The 16,671-nt window shown below is 54.2% G+C and carries 13 protein-coding genes; all 13 read left to right on the top strand.

Annotation, left to right across the window (positions count from 1 at the left end; all coding sequences use genetic code 11):
• The first annotated feature begins 355 nt into the window (after positions 1 to 355).
• Positions 356 to 1,033 carry a hypothetical protein gene (locus tag DQX05_RS30430; protein ID WP_147385244.1) on the top strand — a complete coding sequence of 226 codons (678 nt, stop codon included), beginning with the start codon at positions 356 to 358 and terminating at the stop codon, positions 1,031 to 1,033.
• A gap of 145 nt (positions 1,034 to 1,178) precedes the next feature.
• Positions 1,179 to 1,703 carry a hypothetical protein gene (locus DQX05_RS28865; RefSeq protein WP_119796690.1) on the top strand — a complete coding sequence of 175 codons (525 nt, stop codon included), beginning with the start codon at positions 1,179 to 1,181 and terminating at the stop codon, positions 1,701 to 1,703.
• Positions 1,704 to 1,844: 141 nt separating this feature from the next.
• The gene (locus DQX05_RS28860) at positions 1,845 to 2,339 is read left to right on the top strand and encodes a MarR family winged helix-turn-helix transcriptional regulator (protein WP_119796689.1); all 495 of its coding nucleotides are present in this window, start codon (positions 1,845 to 1,847) and stop codon (positions 2,337 to 2,339) included.
• A complete protein-coding gene (locus DQX05_RS28855) occupies positions 2,336 to 4,063 on the top strand; it encodes an ABC transporter ATP-binding protein (protein WP_119796688.1) in 1,728 nt (575 codons plus the stop codon). Before DQX05_RS28860 ends, DQX05_RS28855 begins: the two co-directional genes overlap by 4 nt.
• On the top strand, positions 4,060 to 5,910 hold the full coding sequence (locus DQX05_RS28850) for an ABC transporter ATP-binding protein (protein WP_119796687.1): 1,851 nt from the start codon (positions 4,060 to 4,062) through the stop codon (positions 5,908 to 5,910). Before DQX05_RS28855 ends, DQX05_RS28850 begins: the two co-directional genes overlap by 4 nt.
• 449 nt (positions 5,911 to 6,359) lie before the next feature.
• Entirely contained in the window at positions 6,360 to 7,151 is a 792-nt protein-coding gene (locus DQX05_RS28845; protein WP_119796686.1) for an alpha/beta hydrolase, read from the top strand.
• Between the two features lie 43 nt (positions 7,152 to 7,194).
• Positions 7,195 to 7,965 carry an AAC(3) family N-acetyltransferase gene (locus DQX05_RS28840; protein WP_119796685.1) on the top strand — a complete coding sequence of 257 codons (771 nt, stop codon included), beginning with the start codon at positions 7,195 to 7,197 and terminating at the stop codon, positions 7,963 to 7,965.
• A 738-nt stretch (positions 7,966 to 8,703) separates the two neighbouring features.
• Positions 8,704 to 9,540 (top strand): sulfite exporter TauE/SafE family protein, encoded by an 837-nt coding sequence (locus DQX05_RS28830; RefSeq protein ID WP_119796692.1) that lies wholly within the window; start codon positions 8,704 to 8,706, stop codon positions 9,538 to 9,540.
• Positions 9,537 to 9,896 (top strand): DUF1634 domain-containing protein, encoded by a 360-nt coding sequence (locus tag DQX05_RS28825; protein ID WP_119796683.1) that lies wholly within the window; start codon positions 9,537 to 9,539, stop codon positions 9,894 to 9,896. Before DQX05_RS28830 ends, DQX05_RS28825 begins: the two co-directional genes overlap by 4 nt.
• 401 nt (positions 9,897 to 10,297) lie before the next feature.
• Positions 10,298 to 13,375 (top strand): beta-galactosidase subunit alpha, encoded by a 3,078-nt coding sequence (ebgA, locus tag DQX05_RS28820; RefSeq protein ID WP_119796682.1) that lies wholly within the window; start codon positions 10,298 to 10,300, stop codon positions 13,373 to 13,375.
• Positions 13,376 to 13,786: 411 nt separating this feature from the next.
• Positions 13,787 to 14,812, top strand: a complete 1,026-nt coding sequence (locus tag DQX05_RS28815) for a LacI family DNA-binding transcriptional regulator (protein WP_119796681.1) — start codon at positions 13,787 to 13,789, stop codon at positions 14,810 to 14,812.
• Between the two features lie 467 nt (positions 14,813 to 15,279).
• Positions 15,280 to 15,840 (top strand): C40 family peptidase, encoded by a 561-nt coding sequence (locus tag DQX05_RS28810; RefSeq protein WP_119796691.1) that lies wholly within the window; start codon positions 15,280 to 15,282, stop codon positions 15,838 to 15,840.
• A 20-nt stretch (positions 15,841 to 15,860) separates the two neighbouring features.
• Positions 15,861 to 16,469, top strand: coding sequence for a TVP38/TMEM64 family protein (locus tag DQX05_RS28805; protein WP_087444266.1), 609 nt, complete (start codon positions 15,861 to 15,863; stop codon positions 16,467 to 16,469).
• Positions 16,470 to 16,671 lie beyond the last annotated feature (202 nt).

Raw genomic sequence — 16,671 nt, 5'->3', positions numbered from 1 at the left:
CCCCCCAGATTTCAACTTGCTACTTTATTGTGTGATAAAAAATGGATTTATCAACAATGAATAACAACATAAAGTACCCATTCTCAAGATGATCCAAACTGCATACTTGGGGTGGGATTACAAGAAAAAGGGGGATAGTATCAGTCTCATTCTTAGTATAGTGATTAAAGATTTTTGCAAAAAAGAGACTTGCATATGTTTATTACTTCTCATTTAAACGATCACCAACTCAAATAGGAGGATGTTTTAATGATGAGAAAATTATTGTTGGTCGTCATGATTTGTTGTTTGTTTACTAGTGCCAGTATCATATGCTTCAGCTAAAACTGTCTCAACGGATGAAAAACTGCTTCAGATGAATGTCCCCATCCATATAATTAGAGTAATGGATGAACGTGAAAAAGAGACGGTTACTCAAAAATATGATGAATCAAATGGTGCATTAGAGTTTCTTGGTTCATCCTTGCTTCATGACCCATCTCACTCTCTGCTGAGTGACAAGTTTGAAAAAAGTACCAATATATTTGGTAAAAAATTAACTAAAGATGATTTGAATAAACCTTATTATAAGGATGTAAAGTATGATAGTAAAAAGCAATATTATAGTGTATTAGCTTCTGGATCTGCTAAACCAGAAGGGGTAAAAAGCATGGCGTTAGGAGTTGCTTATTCCGATAATTGGAATATCGAATGGCATGATGCTGATGCTAATTGGGAAACGTGTAATCTAATTCTTCAATGTGAAATGCATTACCATACTGGAAATGGAAAGATGATTGATGCAACTCCAAAAACAGGAGTTGTATATCATTACAACAGTTTTCCTTCACGTACACGTTATTATCAAATGCTTGTTGAAGTTGTTATATCTAGGCCCAAAGATGATAAGGGTACTACAGATTTAGTCTCTAAGCTTGGAGTTACGAGTCAAAGTGTTTCCTGGTCAGCTACAATATCAACATCCCCTGGAATTAGCCTTTCACCTGCGACTAATACAGAACAAAAGGCGTCTACTGGAACGATCAGATATTGACATACTGAAATTATATTAATTTTGAAAACTCCCTTGAGAATAATTTTCAAGGGAGTTGCATATTTATACATGTATTTGGAACTTTCAAATCGGTGATTGTTGGACATATAAATGCATATACAATAATCAACAGGGGTTGACGCCAATGAAAAAATGGGCTGTTCTGGCTGCGCTCTTCTTTATCGGGTTGACGGCAGCCTTACTCTTCCGTCCTCAAGCCGAATCAGCCGAGGAATGGTTGAGGCATCAGGGGTTTGATGCTGAACTGCTGCATCAGGAGACCATACCAGGAGACATCGACATTATCGTTTTTCATGATTTAAATCTGAAAGAGATAAACATCGCCTTTTTACAATCAGGCTGGTTGAAAAGAAACGGGGTGGTGCGCAGCGACTTCCCCCATACCGTTCCTCCCGAATCGATAAGTTATAAATATTCTCGCCTCCCACTCGGCAGCACTGACCTGGTCGTACTCTACGGCCTCGTCACTGATCCGGATGTCGGCAAGGTGGAGGTTCACATTCCCCGCCACGAACAAGAAGATGTCATGGATATCAAAATTGCGCCTGTCATTCGATCCTCATACGGGGCGGTCTGGTACACCGTGCTGGAAGAAGAGCTCAGCGGCGTGCAATCAGTCAAGATACAACTGCATGGACTCAAAAAGTAGGCTGTTCCTCTATTCCTATAAAGGAGGGGCAGCTCCTTTTTTTGGAGTTTGACATCGGTAAGCTGCGAAAATATAATTAGTTTAGCAAATAAATAGGTTACCTAACTAATTTAATTTTTAGGTAACGAGGGGGTAAACGAGATGCATGAGGAGGGAACGACAACCGAGCGGCTGATGAGGGCCTTCAAGCTGTTCAACAAGGCGGAATGGCATCGCCGCTCGATTGAAGGACATAAGCCGAGCGAGCTGCATGTCATGATGGTTCTCATTCGTTCGATGAAGCGGGAGAAGCAAGGGCTGATGGTGTCAGAGATTAGCAACATGCTTCATGTCACTTCACCGACGATTACGCAATTAATCAAGGGCATGGAGAGCAAAGGGCTCGTCACCCGGAACGTCGATCCCGAGGATCGGCGGGTCATACGGATTGCGCTGACCGACAAAGGCATCGCGGTAACGAAAAAAGCGAAAGCCGTTATGACGGAATATTTCAACGGGCTGATTGAGTACTTGGGTGAGGAGGACAGCGAGAAGCTGGCTGAGCTGCTCACCAAAGTGCATACGTATTTTGACGACAATCCTCCAATCCCATGGAGGGAGATAGAAAAGCGCACGAGTGGAGATGATCATGAATGATGAAATTATTCCGCTTCCTGAAGCCATTCCGGCTTCCGGTGGCCTTTGTGCTGGGGCTGGTTTTCTTCCAGTCGCTGGCCGAGCTGTATCTGCCTACGCTGATGTCGGACATCGTCGATATCGGCATTGTTAGCGGAGATACGGCTTATATTTGGAAAATGGGCGGGTGGATGCTCCTGGTCGCCGCAGGCGGAACATTATGCGCCATCGGGGGCAGCTACTTGTCCGCGAAGGTGGCGTCCGGCTTCGGGCGCAATCTGCGGCGGCGCCTGTTCACCCATGTGGAGAACTTCTCGCTGCAGGAATTCGACAAGATTGGGACGGCATCCCTGATTACACGGACGACCAATGATATTACCCAGGTTCAGCAGGTGCTGGTCATGATCCTCCGGATGATGATCAGCGCGCCGATGATGTGTATCGGCGGCATTATTATGGCGGTCTCGAAGGATGCGAAGCTGACGCTGGTGCTGGCGGTCGTCATTCCGGTGCTGGCTTTGGCCATTTTTGCCGTGGCCAGCAAAGGGATTCCGCTCTTCAAGGCAATGCAGAAAAAGCTGGATAAGCTGAACCTTGTCCTGCGCGAAAATCTGACCGGGATCCGGGTTATCCGTTCCTTCAACCGGATCAACCATGAGCAACAACGGTTCAACGAAGCGAATGCCGACTTGACCAGCACGGCCTTGAAGGTGAACCGCATCATGGCGTCGATGATGCCGATCATGATGATTACGCTGAATTTCTCGACGGTTGCGATCATTTGGTTCGGAAGCATTCGGATCGACAATGGCAACATGCAGGTCGGCGCCTTAATGGCCTTTATTCAATACGCGATGCAGATCATGTTCTCTGTCATTATGGTTTCCATTATTTTTGTGATGATTCCAAGAGCATCCGCGTCTGCGGCCCGGATTAACGAAGTGCTCAGCATGGAGCCGGAAATTCACGATCCAGCCCAACCGAAGCGGGCGGCCGGCAGACGGGCCCATATCCAATTCGACAATGTCACCTTCAGTTACCCGGGGGCAGAGATGCCGGCCCTCTCGAATATCTCGTTCGAGACCGGTCCGGGAGAGATGACCGCGATCATTGGCGGAACCGGGGCTGGCAAGTCGACGCTAATCAGCTTGATACCGCGCTTCTATGATATCGAGAGCGGCAGTATCCGGGTGAATGGCGTTGACATCCGGGAATGGAAGCAGGAGGAGCTGCGGGAGAAGATCGGTCTCGTGCCGCAGAAGGCCGTGCTGTTCACCGGAACCGTGACGGACAACATCCGCTATGGCAAGGAGGATGCGAACGTCGAAGAGGTGAAGCATGCAGCCGATATCGCCCAGGCGACGGACTTCATCTCCCATATGCCGGAAGGCTTCGATTCTCCGATCGCACAGGGCGGTTCGAACGTATCCGGCGGGCAGAAGCAGCGCCTGTCGATTGCGCGGGCCTTGGTGCGGCGTCCGGAAGTGTATATATTCGACGACAGCTTCTCGGCGCTTGATTTCAAGACCGATGCGAAGCTGCGCGCGGCGCTTCGGCCGGAGACCCGGGATGCGGCCGTTCTGCTGGTCGCCCAGCGGGTCAGCACGGTAATGGATGCCGATCGAATCATTGTGCTGGATGAAGGACAGATCGCGGGAATAGGCACGCATCATGAATTGATGGAGACGTGTCCGGTGTACCGCGAGATTGTATCCTCCCAGTTGTCAGAGGAGGAGATCGCATGAGTAGAGATAAGAGACCAAAAGCCGGCGGACACCGCGGCCCGATGGGCGGGCCGCCGATGGGGATGCCTGTGGAAAAGGCGAAGGATTTCAAGGGTACGCTGAAGCGGCTTGTCGGCTATTTGAAGCCGCGGAAATATCAGCTGATTGCGGTCCTAGTGATGGCCATACTCAGTACCGTGTTCACGATTCTGGGCCCGAAAATTATGGGGAAGGCCACTACCTCGCTGTTCGAGAGCTTGATGGGAAGAACCGCTATAGATTTTTCTTACATTTGGAATATCCTGCTTGTCTTAATCGGATTGTATGTCGTGAGTGCGCTGTTCAGCTATATTCAGCAATATTTGATGGCCGGAGTGGCGCAAAATATTGTGTACGAGATGCGTAAGCAGGTCAATGACAAGCTGAACCGGCTGCCGCTGAAATATTTCGACGCGCGGACACACGGCGAGATTCTAAGCCGGGTGACCAATGATGTCGATAATATCAGCAGCACCTTGCAGCAGAGCTTGACGCAATTGATTACCTCGATCGTGACCTTGGTCGGTGTCGTGGTGATGATGCTAACGATCAGCCCACTTATGACGCTGATCTGCCTGCTGACACTGCCGCTCAGCTTCGTCGTCACGATCGTGATCGCGAAGCGTTCGCAGAAGCACTTCAAGGGTCAGCAGACGTCGCTTGGGGAATTGAACGGCCATGTCGAGGAAATGTATACTGGCCACAAAATCATCAAAGCCTTCGGGCATGAGGAAAAATCGGTGGCCGCGTTCGACGGGATCAATGAAAAGCTGACTGAATCCGGCTTCCGGGCGCAATTCATCTCCGGGCTGATCATGCCGCTCATGACCTTCATCGGCAACATCGGCTATGTGCTCATTTGCGTGGTCGGGGGCGTGCTCGTTACCCAGCGCTCTCTCCAGATTGGCGATATTCAGGCGTTCATTCAATACGCGCGGCAGTTCACCCAACCGATTGCGCAGACCGCCAATATTGCCAATATCATTCAGTCCACTGTCGCATCGGCAGAACGGGTCTTTGAAGTGCTGGATGAAGCCGAGGAAGTGCCTGATGCGTCTGCAGCGAAGACGATTGCTCATCCGGCGGGCCAAGTCCGCTTCGATCATGTCCGCTTTGGCTACAAGGAAGATGCGGTGCTGATCGAGGATATGAACATCGACGTCAAGCCGGGACAGATGGTTGCCATCGTCGGTCCGACCGGGGCAGGGAAGACGACGCTGATCAATCTGCTGATGCGCTTCTATGAGATTAACGATGGAGCGATCACGGTCGATGGCGTCAACATTACCGCCATGGAGCGCGGCAAGCTGCGCAGCCTGTTCGGTATGGTGCTGCAGGATACGTGGCTGTTCAACGGCACGATCCGCGACAATATCGCTTACGGACGTCTGGGCGCGACGGAAGAAGAAATCGTGCAGGCGGCCCAAGCCGCGCATGCGGATCACTTCATCCGCACGCTGCCGGATGGATATGATACGGTGCTGAACGAGGAAGCATCGAATATTTCGCAGGGCCAGAAGCAGCTGCTGACGATCGCCCGTGCCATTCTGGCCGATCCGGCGATTCTGATTCTGGACGAGGCGACGAGCAGCGTCGATACGCGTACGGAGCTGTATATCCAGAAGGCCATGCAGGAGCTGATGAAGAACCGCACCAGCTTCGTTATTGCCCACCGTTTATCAACGATCCGGGATGCCGATCTGATTCTCGTCATGAATCAGGGCTCTGTGATCGAGCAGGGGACGCATGAGGAACTGCTGCAGCAAGGCGGCTTCTATGCGGATCTGTACAACAGCCAATTTACCGGCCGTCTGGTCGACGCCGGGTAACGCGGCCCAGCAAAGGCGCACCTTCGGGTGCGTCTTTTTTTACGTTTTCGACGTGTCATACTTAAAAAGCTGCACTGGTGCAGTATTTTGTTCCCTTAGAAGTGGGGTTTGGTGAAATTCCTGCAAATCTGCAGCCTTTATCCTCACAAATCGATGCTACGGGCTGAAAGGGGATGAAATTGATGCATATTCGCAGGCTTGCCTTTTTCGATAATGGATTCCGATGAGAAACCTGCACGTTTGCAGTTTTCCCTAGACCGATGAACGCATGCGGGTTCCCGCAGCCAGGTTACGGAATATCCGAATGCTGCTGCCTTCCTTCCCAATTGCATCTCAATTCCGGCTGGAAAACGCTTGCTTACCTTTTGCCTGGGAAGGGACTATAATAAGGATGACGCAAAAGGACTGACATAGCAGATGATGCAGGTCTGGATTAGGGAGGGGAACGAATGGCGCTGCTTACCTGCAATTATTTCTCGGAAGTGCTGGGTTTAAGCACGGCAATGACGGTTATCCTGCCGGAGACGACGGCGGGACAATATGGGATGGACAACGTCAAATCGACGGAGGTTCATAAGACATTGTTCCTGCTGCACGGCTTGTCGGACGACCACACGATCTGGGTTCGCCGCACGTCGATCGAGCGCTATGCCGCCCTGAAGGGCATCGCGGTCGTCATGCCGCAGGTCCATCGCAGCTTCTATACCGATATGGCGTACGGGCTGCGCTATTGGACCTTCCTGACGGAGGAGCTGCCGGCCAAGGCCCGCAGCTTCTTTCCTTTGTCCGCGAAGCGGGAAGATAATTACGTCGCCGGCCTGTCGATGGGCGGATACGGCGCCATGAAATGGGCGCTGTCCTATCCGGAACGGTTCGCGGCCGCGGCCAGCCTGTCGGGCAGCCTGGACGTCGCCGCCCCCGTGCTTCGGGAGCGCATTCGGGAGGATGCCCGATTGATCTACGGCGAAGGCGACATTGCCGGAACGCCGAATGATTTGTTCTGCTTGCTGGAGCAAGCGGACCGGCATCCGGGACCGAAGCCGAAGCTGTTCCAATGCTGCGGGACGGAGGATTTCCTCTATGAAGATAATCTCCGCTTCCGGGAGGCGGTGCGGCGCACCGGCTTCGAGCATACCTATGCGGAAGGCCCGGGCGATCATACGTGGGAGTATTGGGACGCCCGTATCCAGGAAGTGCTGGATTGGCTTCCTCTTGGGCCGCAGGAGCAGCCGGAGGCATAGGTGGCATAGGAGGCATAACAACAAAGAAGGAGACGGAGAGAGTATGCATACGATACAAAGCCTGATGGGCGATCTGGAGCGGATCGGGATTGACCGGAAGGGCACGCTGCTGGTGCATTCTTCTTACAAAAGTATTGGCGGTGTAGAGGGCGGCCCGGATACAGTGCTGGATGCGCTGTCGGATTATATGAAGGAAGGCTTGCTGGTGCTGCCGACGCATACCTGGGCCAACATCAATGCCGATAATCCCCGGTTCGAAGTCGAGAATACTCCGGTATGCATTGGCATGCTGCCGGAACGCTTCCGCAAGCGCCCCGGCGTCATTCGCTCCTGGCACCCGACCCATTCGGTCGCGGCTCTTGGGCGCTATGCCGAAGTGTTCACGGCCGGCGACGAACGGTTCGATACGCCGTTCGCCCGCGGATCCGCCTGGGGGAAGCTGCTCGATCGCCAGGCCACGATCATGCTGATCGGCGTCGATCTGCGCAACAATACGTTCATCCATGGCATTGAGGAATGGGTGGATATTTCGGGAAGAATGACCGCGGAGCACGAGCAGCTCTACACGGTGCTTCCGAATGGAACCGTCATCTCCGTTCCGTCGCGCAGACATTGCGGACTGAACTGGTCGGAGCATTTCTGGAAGGTGGATGACGTGCTGCAGGAGGAAGGCGCGATGAGGCTCGGGCGGTTCGGCGATGCGGAGGTACGGATCTGTGATACCGTGCGGATGACGGAAGTGCTGACGAGGATGCTCCAGGCCAACCCGGAGATGTTCTCCGATAATGAACCGTTGAACGCACTGAACCGCTGAACCGTTGAACGCCGGAAACGCAAAGTAAATCATAATACGGCAAGCCGGCACGTTTAAGCTGGATCGCTCAAGGGGTTCTCCCGTAAGTGGTTTTCGTACAGTGAGGCAGCCCCCCTCCCCCCTGATTCTCAACGCTCGAAGTTGCCGAAAACTGCAAAACTACAGTTTTTCCTTATGACGTTTGCTTCGTTACAGGAATTCCTGCAAAACCGCATCAATTTCAGCATATGAAAGAGGTCGGAGGAATAAATTGGCAGAAATAATGTACTTTTGCAGGAATTTAATAAAATGTCGGCTCCAAGGGCGTAAATTCCTGCATTGACGCAGGATTTCACTGCATTATCGATCTGATTTCACCGTATCCATCTGATTTCGCTGCATCATCCATCTTTCGCCGCTTACCCGTCGTTTTTTCCGTCATTTCACCTTCCATCTTTCCCGCCGCTTTTCCTACCGTTTTTCCCGGCTCTCTTCCCGCCTCTATCTTCTCTGTGGTCCCGTCTTGCCCCGCATCCTTGTGCACTGCCTATGGGGCATCCGCTTCGTATTGATCGGAATCATCTGATTTTCACTTTTGGACAGGCCACCCTCTAAGCGCAGGGCCACACGGCCGGCGCTCCGTGCTACGGCCGGCGGATGGGGGCTTTTTGGCATGGACAAGAGCCGTAAGTCCGCATTCCCTAGCATCTTATGGGACATCTTAAGGAGACAGGGGAGCGGAAAGGGGCATCGGATGAAATGATCATGACGACAATCCAACTGCTGCTCATTTCCTTGGTCGGGGGCACCGTAGGGGCCATACTCGGCCTGGGAGGCGGCATTATTATTACGCCTGCGCTCACGCTGCTGTTCGATGTCGATATCCGGTATGCGATCGGAGCCAGCATCATCTCGGTCATCGCGACATCGAGCGGGGCGGCGATCGCGTATTTGCGCGATCGGCTTACGAACTTGAGGGTCGGCATGTTCCTGGAGGTGGCGACGACGATAGGGGCAGTGACGGGGGCTTTCGTCGCGGGTCTGATCGCCCCGAATGTGCTGTTCATTCTGTTCGGCCTCCTCCTGTTGAATTCGGCTGTTGGCATGGTGAAGAAGGTGAACACCGAGCTTCCGGAGCATACGAAGACGCATCCGCTCGCAGCAAAGCTAGGAATGAACGGCTCGTATTACGATAAAGCGCTGGGGAGGCAGGTCGATTATCAGGTGGCCAATGTATACGGCGGATTCGGCGTCATGTACGTGGCCGGCGTAATCTCCGGCCTGCTCGGCATCGGAAGCGGCAGCTTCAAGGTGATGGCGATGGACATATTTATGAAGCTCCCGCTCAAGGTCTCCAGCGCCACCAGCAACTTCATGATGGGGGTGACTGCGGCGGCGAGCGCCGGAATCTATTTTTTCCGCGGGGATATCGATCCGGGCATTGCCGCTCCCGTCGCTATTGGCGTCCTGACCGGCTCAATGCTTGGAGCGCGTCTGATGCAGAAGCTGAAGAGCCGTACGATCCGGCTGCTGTTCATACCGATTCTGGGCTATGTCGCCATTGAAATGATTTTGCAGGGGGGGGGATGGATATGAATTCGAAGGCGGAAGAGGTCGAGCTGACGGTCAGCCGGCTACTGCGGATCGGCGTCGTGGGGGCGGCGCTGTTCATTGCCTTTGGGCTGATTCTCCTCCTCGCTACGGGCGAGAGCGGGTACCCGGGCGCCAGCTTCCCGACGACCGTGGCCGGAGTCGCCGCAGGAGTGGCCGGCTTCAAGTCGTATGCATTTATATCGCTCGGGCTGCTTCTGCTTATGTTAACTCCGGTCTTCCGCGTCGCCGTATCCATTCTAGTCTTCCTGAAGGAGGGCGACATGGTGTATGCGGGCATTACGGCACTCGTACTCGCGATTCTGCTCATCAGCTTCGTGCTCGGGCGGGCCGGACACTAATCGGGACGCCATTCGGAAGAAGCCATTTCTTGCTTCTTCCTCTTTTTTGCGGAATTTTGTAATTCAGCGTTTCTGCTTCTTCTCCCTCTTTTTCGCCTTCTCTTCCTCTTTTCCTTGTCTTTTTCCGGCACTACTCCTCACTTTAAGTGAAAATTCTCTTCCTATCCGCATAATTTTAGTAAAATAAAATGATGCATCATGGCGGAGTTCGTCGAATTTATGAGTAAATATTTTAGTAAAATATATTGTTTTGTTTTACTTCGGTGATACACTACATTAACTGTGTATCCGATGGCAAGAGCGAACTTATTTCATGTGTTACATTGCTGATGGTGATTATTACGGGAACCTGCAGTTTTACGATCGCAGCCTGATCGATTTTACAGGGGGAGGCTTCATTTATGCGTCACAGAAAAGTATGGGAAGACATCGATATTGCCCACCGGAACCGGATGGAGGCGAGAGCTCATTTCTACTCTTATCCAAGCCGGGATCGGGCCTTGACGGGCGAGCCGGAGTATACGCATCATTTCAAAAGCTTGAACGGCATCTGGCAGTTCCTCTTCCTGCCCGCGCCGGAATATTCGCCGCCCGGCTTCAAAGCCGCGGAGTATGACACGGCCGGCTGGGACGATATCCGCGTGCCGGGCAACTGGCAGATGCAAGGCTATGGATGCATGCATTATTCGGATCTGTGGTACAACTTTCCGATCCATCCGCCGTATGTGCCGACCGATAATCCGACGGGCATTTATAAGCGCTCCTTCCGGATTGGCAAGGAGTGGCTGGAGGACGGGCAGCAGATTATCCTGCGCTTCCATGGCGTCGATTCGGCCTTTCACCTCTGGGTAAACGGAGCGGAGGCCGGGTACAGCAAGGGGGCGCGCTTGCAGTCCGAGTTCGACGTGACCGGCTTCGTGCGGGCGGGGGAGAACCAGCTAACGGTCCGGGTGTATCAATGGTCGGATGGAACGTATCTGGAGGATCAGGATATGTGGTGGCTGAGCGGCATCTTCCGCGATGTCGATCTGTACGCCCAGCCCCGGAGCGGCATCCAGGATGTGGCCGTCGTCACGGCTCTGGAGGGCGCCTATACGCAAGGCGTCTTGCAGGTGACGGCCAAGCTTCGTCATCCCGGCGCCGATCTCACGCTCGGCTATGAGCTGTTGGACGATCGGCGGCGGAAGGTGGCGGAGGGTGCCGTGCCGGCAGAAGCGGAGGAGGTGCGGTTCGCGGCGGAAGTGGCGCTGCCGAAGCTGTGGAGCGCCGAGACGCCGGAGCTGTATACGCTGCTCTTGACCGTCAAGCGGGGGAATGACATCATCGAGGTCGTTCCGCAGCGGGTCGGCTTTCGCCAGATTGAGCGGCGCAGCTCCACCTTCACCGTCAACGGCGTCGCGATCAAGTTCAGGGGCGTCAATCGCCATGATGCCCATCCGTTGACCGGACGCGTTGTCTCGCGAGACGATATCGAGCAGGATATCAAGCTGATGAAGCAGCATAACATTAATGCGGTGCGGACGGCGCATTATCCGAATTCCCCGTATTTATACGATTTATGTGACGAATACGGCTTGTATGTAGTCGATGAGACGGATCTGGAATGCCACGGCTTCGAGCTGACGGGGGACTACAATTGGATTTCCGACGACCCGGCGTGGGAGCGGTCTTATGTCGATCGGTTGGAGCGGATGGTACAGCGGGACAAGAACCATCCGAGCATTATCATGTGGTCGCTCGGCAACGAGTCCGGCTTCGGCTCCAACTTCCGCGCGATGGCGGCGCGGGCGCGCGAGCTTGATCCGGCGCGTCTCGTTCACTACGAGGGAGAGCGCGAGGCGGAAGTGACGGATGTGTACTCAACGATGTACACCTGGCTGGAGCATCCGGATAGGAAGACAATGCAGCATATTATCGAGACCTCGGACAAGCCGCATATTTTGTGCGAATACGCCCACGCGATGGGGAACGGTCCGGGCAATCTCCGCGAGTACCAGGATCTGTTCGATGCACATGACAAGCTGCAGGGCGGCTTCGTGTGGGAGTGGATCGACCATGGAATTTATAGCGCAACGGAGGACGGCCAGGTCTATTATCGCTACGGCGGCGACTTCGGCGACGATCCGACGAACGGCAACTTCTGCATCGATGGCCTGGTCATGCCGGATCGGACGCCGTCCCCCGGCTTGCTGGAATATAAGAAGGTCATCGAGCCGGTCCGAACGACCGAGGTCGATCTGACGCGGGGCATCATCCGCTGCGAGAATAAATACGACTTCGCCTCCCTTGACCACCTCGATCTGTTCTACAGCATCGTGAAGGACGGAGAAGCGATCCGGACGGGCCGCGCCTCGGCGGCCGGCATTCCCGCCCGGACCGCGCGTGAGCTCACGCTTGATTACTCGCTCGACTTCGAGCCGGAGGCAGGCGCCGATTACTATCTTAATCTGTCCTATGTATTGAATCGGGACACGGCCTGGGCTTCCCGGGGGCATGAGGTGGCCAATGCCCAGTTCCTCCTGCCGGTGACAGCCGAGGCGGTCACGGTGCGGCCGGCGGGCGCGCTGGAGCTGGAGGAGCGTCATTGCGAGCTGATCGTGCGGGGCGAGGACTTTGCCATTACATTCGATACCGTCAAGGGGCAGATCGCCTCCTGGACGTACCACGGCTGCCGTGTGGTCGAAGTCGGTCCCCGGCTGCAGTTCTGGCGGGCGGCAATCGATAATGACATGTACCTGGTGCCTGACTATAAGCAGAAAACCTTCCTGCATTTGATGCACGAAGTCGTGGAAGAAGTCGCCAACGAGATGTGCGGAGAAGAATGCATTCATGTCCGGGTGCATACGATGAATGCCCCGACCAACGCTTCATGGCATTACCGGTCGGTGTACGAGTACCGTATCTATGGGAACGGCGACGTCTTGTTCGAGGTGCGGGGCGTTCCCGGCGGCCATCTCCACAATGCGCCGGAGATGCTGCCCCGCATCGGCGTGAAGCTCCAGATCAACAAGCAATGCGAGTTCGCCAAATGGTATGGGCGCGGCCCCGGCGAATCGTATGCCGATTCGAAGGAAGCGAACCGGTTCGGCGTGTTCGAACAGACGGTGGACGGCCTGTTCACGCCATACGTGATGCCGCAGGAGAACGGCAATCATACGGAGACCCGCTGGGTCCGGCTGTCGGATCGGTACGGCATCGGCTTTATGGCGGCAGGTTATCCGGGCGTGGATTTCAGCGCTTCCTATTATGAAGCCGGCGATCTGGACGCGGCCAAGCATACCATCGATCTGCGGAAGCGCGATTACATTGTCTTGAACCTGGACTACAAGCAGAACGGGCTTGGCTCCCATTCATGCGGACAGAACCAGCTGGCCCGCTACCGCTGCGGCTTCGAACCGTTCCATATGAAGCTGAAGCTGTCCGTCTATTCCAATAAAGTCATCTCCGATACCCGCAAAGGGAAGGAAATTATATTGTAAGCAGCCGTTCAACCCGCTATCCTCTAGATAGCGGGTTGTCTGGCTTGTATGCCGCAACCGTTGCTAATTATTTACTAAAAAGATTGGTTATTTACTAAAAAACGAAGTACAATGAGGGATAACTAGGGTTATAATGAATATTCAAAAAGGCCGGTTTTCAGCACCGAGAAGGTTGCTTGAACTCGAAGCATATGCTTCCGAAGCGAGTTTTGCTTCGCAAAACTTGTCAAGAGCAGCGCAGTGTAGATAAGACTACATGAGCAGCTACAATGTTTTCGCAGGAAACATACTTCGAAAGCATATGCTTTTCGAGAGTGAGTGCAAGAGTCGATGTTGAGTTACCTAACCTGATTGGCTTCGTGATCAAAAGTGGACTTTTTGAATAACCTCTTAGATTAGGGAGTGAACGAGATGGCAACATTGAAGGATATCGCGGAGAAGGCGATGGTATCCGTCTCGACGGTATCCAGAGTATTGAATTACGATGAGACGCTCTCCGTGTCAGAGGAGACGCGGCGCCGCATCTTCGAAGTGGCGGAAGAGCTGGAATATACGAAGCACAAGCGGGGGGCGCGGATGGAGGAATCCGCCGCTTCGTCCGGGGAATCTTCCGCGGCTGCGACCGTCGGGCTGCTGATGACGTATCCGCGAAGCGAGGAATTGAACGATCCTTATTATTTGACGATGCGTCTGGCGATCGAGGCGGCGGCCCGGGAGTATCAGGTGCAATGGTTCGCCGGCTTCCAGGACGAGTTGGACCTGGACAGCGGCACGGCGGACGGCTATATCGTCATTGGGCCGGTGCAGCGGGAGCAGGTGAACCGGCTTGCGGCCGTCACGCCGAATCTCGTCTTCGTCGAGCCGGTGCCGTGGGACAATCGCTTCGATATCGTCATCGCCGATCTCCACGATGCGATGGAGCAGATGCTGGCGTATGTGCACAGCCTTGGTCATCAGGACATCGCCTACATCGGCGGGCGGGACGATGACGGGTATGACGGCGCGGATCGAAGGGAGGAAGCGTATGAGCGGTGGATGCAGAAGCGGGGATGGTATGACCCGCAGCGGGTTCGCATCGGGCGCTTCACGGCAGAGGACGGTTACCGGTTGACCCGCGAGCTGATCGAAGCGGGCGTTCGCTTCACGGCGGTGCTGGCGGCGAATGATTCGATGGCGATCGGCGCGGTGCGGGCGCTTCGGGAAGCAGGGCTGAAGGTGCCCGCCGATATCAGCGTCGCCGGCTTTAATGATATTACTGTCGCTCAGTTCATGACGCCTTCCTTGACGACCGTGAAGCTCCACAGCGAATTCATGGGCCGCACGGCGCTGGGGCTGCTGCTCGAACGCATCCGGACGAAGCGAGCCATCAGCAAGAAGGTCATCATTCCGACGGAGCTGATGATACGGGAGAGCTGCTCGAACGCCCGGCAAAGTTAGCATCTTGTCTGGATGGCAGAGTTGACATATATAGCAAGGTGACTGTGATTAATGATATAATCTCAACAGTAACCAATGGATGCAGGGACGTCAATGCACCGCTGCAGGCGGGCTCAGGGCCGGGTGTTGGTCGGCCGATGCGAGCTCGCGGCAAGCATGCTAAGGGAACTGTGAATGCATGGTTGTCATACTATCTTCCGACTCGTCCCCGACAATGGTCTAGGTCGAATCCGGTCGTGGGATTGTGTTATTGCATCCGCCACTCCAATACAATAGAAAAGGATGATTCACTGGGCCGAGCCGCCGGATGGGCGTCTCGCTGTCAGGAAGCACGTTCATGAGCGGTATCTCTTAGCATGTTCCTGATATGGCAACACGTCCTGTTCGCACGGCCGCTCCTCGTGAGCAGACGCCGGCAGGAGCTCTTCTTTCATTCTTTTGCAGAAATTAATCACAGGTTGGTGAGCATGGTGGACGAAAGGAAGATTTATATCCTTCTTACCGACACGGGCACGGTTTTCTCTAAACTTATCCGGCTCTATACGAAGGCGCCGCTTAATCACGCGTCGATCGCGCTCGATTCCGAGCTGCGGGAGGTGTACAGCTTCGGCAGGAAGCATCCGCTCAATCCGTTCTATGGCGGCTTCGTCAAGGAGCGCGTGCAGGGCTACCTCGTTCGGACCGAGGCTCGTCCTACGCAATGTGCGCTGTACTCTTGCACCGTAAGCACGGACACATATGAACGGATCCGGCTGCGCCTGAAGCAGATGGAGCAGAATCCGGAGCAGTATAAATATAATCTGCTGGGCTTGTTCGGCATCATTTTTAATATACATATCCGCCGGGAGAATGCTTATTTCTGCTCCCAATTCGTTGCCTCCATGCTGCAGGAGCATGGAATGTACGTGGTGGACAAGAACTGGGTATGGGTGACGCCGGAGGATTTCCGCCATTCTCCATCCCTGCAGCTCGTCTATCGGGGTGATCTTCGATCCAAAGTGCGTCACAAAAGGCGGAAGTACTCATAGAAGAAGACAAAGGAGTCATCATGCTGGATTGGTTGGAACGTACCTATCACTATTTGTCGCAGCTTGACATGGAGCAGATTCAGGCCTTGCTGGAGAAATACTCTTCGCTCGGCCCCATTCCGGGCATCGCCCTGCCGATGGTAGAGGCGCTGCTGCCCTTCTTGCCGCTGTTCATCATCGTCGCGGGCAATGCTTCCGCCTACGGCTTGTGGCTTGGCTTCATCTATTCGTGGCTCGGCACGGTCGCAGGAGCGCTGATCGTCTTTCTGATCGCGCGCCGGTTCGGGGGGAGATTCAGCACCTATTTGTCAGCGAAATATCCGAAGGCGGAGCATTTCTTCTCATGGATTGAACGCAAAGGCTTTACGCCGCTGTTCCTGTTGTACTGCTTTCCGTTCACTCCCTCCTTCTTCGTCAATATCGCCTCGGGCGTAAGCAATGTGCCGAAGCGGATATTTGTCGCCGCCGTCGTGCTGGGCAAAGGGGTTATGGTATTCATGATGTCCTTCGTCGGCCATGATTGGCAGGGCTTCATCTCTCATCCGTGGCGCCTGCTCGTGGCGGCGGCGGGATTGTTCCTGCTATGGTATCTTGGCAAAAGGGTCGAGAAGCGCTATCAAATCCAGTAAGCGGGCGGCCATCGTCCGATCTCGATCACGTTCAACATCCGCAGGCCTGCCTCCAGAGGGCGCAGGCGAAGGACCCGTCATAGCGGCGGGTCCTTTTGGTTTTGGCGTGCCCAGCGAAGCACGCATCATCTAGCCGGTGAGAGTCCAGTCGCGGGAGGAGCCAAGTCCCCGCGTAGCTAGGATGCCTGCGTACGGCGAAATC

The sequence above is a fragment of the Paenibacillus thiaminolyticus genome, from assembly GCF_003591545.1.
Lineage (GTDB): Bacteria > Bacillota > Bacilli > Paenibacillales > Paenibacillaceae > Paenibacillus_B > Paenibacillus_B thiaminolyticus_A.
This window is presented reverse-complemented; position numbering and strand designations above follow the sequence as displayed.

Bases quoted from the DNA above. Each gene is read 5' to 3' on its own strand.
- DQX05_RS30430 (WP_147385244.1), top strand. From the start codon at position 356: ATGAATGTCCCCATCCATATAATTAGAGTAATGGATGAACGTGAAAAA.
- DQX05_RS28865 (WP_119796690.1), top strand. From the start codon at position 1,179: ATGAAAAAATGGGCTGTTCTGGCTGCGCTCTTCTTTATCGGGTTGACG.
- DQX05_RS28860 (WP_119796689.1), top strand. From the start codon at position 1,845: ATGCATGAGGAGGGAACGACAACCGAGCGGCTGATGAGGGCCTTCAAG.
- DQX05_RS28855 (WP_119796688.1), top strand. From the start codon at position 2,336: ATGATGAAATTATTCCGCTTCCTGAAGCCATTCCGGCTTCCGGTGGCC.
- DQX05_RS28850 (WP_119796687.1), top strand. From the start codon at position 4,060: ATGAGTAGAGATAAGAGACCAAAAGCCGGCGGACACCGCGGCCCGATG.
- DQX05_RS28845 (WP_119796686.1), top strand. From the start codon at position 6,360: ATGGCGCTGCTTACCTGCAATTATTTCTCGGAAGTGCTGGGTTTAAGC.
- DQX05_RS28840 (WP_119796685.1), top strand. From the start codon at position 7,195: ATGCATACGATACAAAGCCTGATGGGCGATCTGGAGCGGATCGGGATT.
- DQX05_RS28830 (WP_119796692.1), top strand. From the start codon at position 8,704: ATGATCATGACGACAATCCAACTGCTGCTCATTTCCTTGGTCGGGGGC.
- DQX05_RS28825 (WP_119796683.1), top strand. From the start codon at position 9,537: ATGAATTCGAAGGCGGAAGAGGTCGAGCTGACGGTCAGCCGGCTACTG.
- ebgA (WP_119796682.1), top strand. From the start codon at position 10,298: ATGCGTCACAGAAAAGTATGGGAAGACATCGATATTGCCCACCGGAAC.
- DQX05_RS28815 (WP_119796681.1), top strand. From the start codon at position 13,787: ATGGCAACATTGAAGGATATCGCGGAGAAGGCGATGGTATCCGTCTCG.
- DQX05_RS28810 (WP_119796691.1), top strand. From the start codon at position 15,280: ATGGTGGACGAAAGGAAGATTTATATCCTTCTTACCGACACGGGCACG.
- DQX05_RS28805 (WP_087444266.1), top strand. From the start codon at position 15,861: ATGCTGGATTGGTTGGAACGTACCTATCACTATTTGTCGCAGCTTGAC.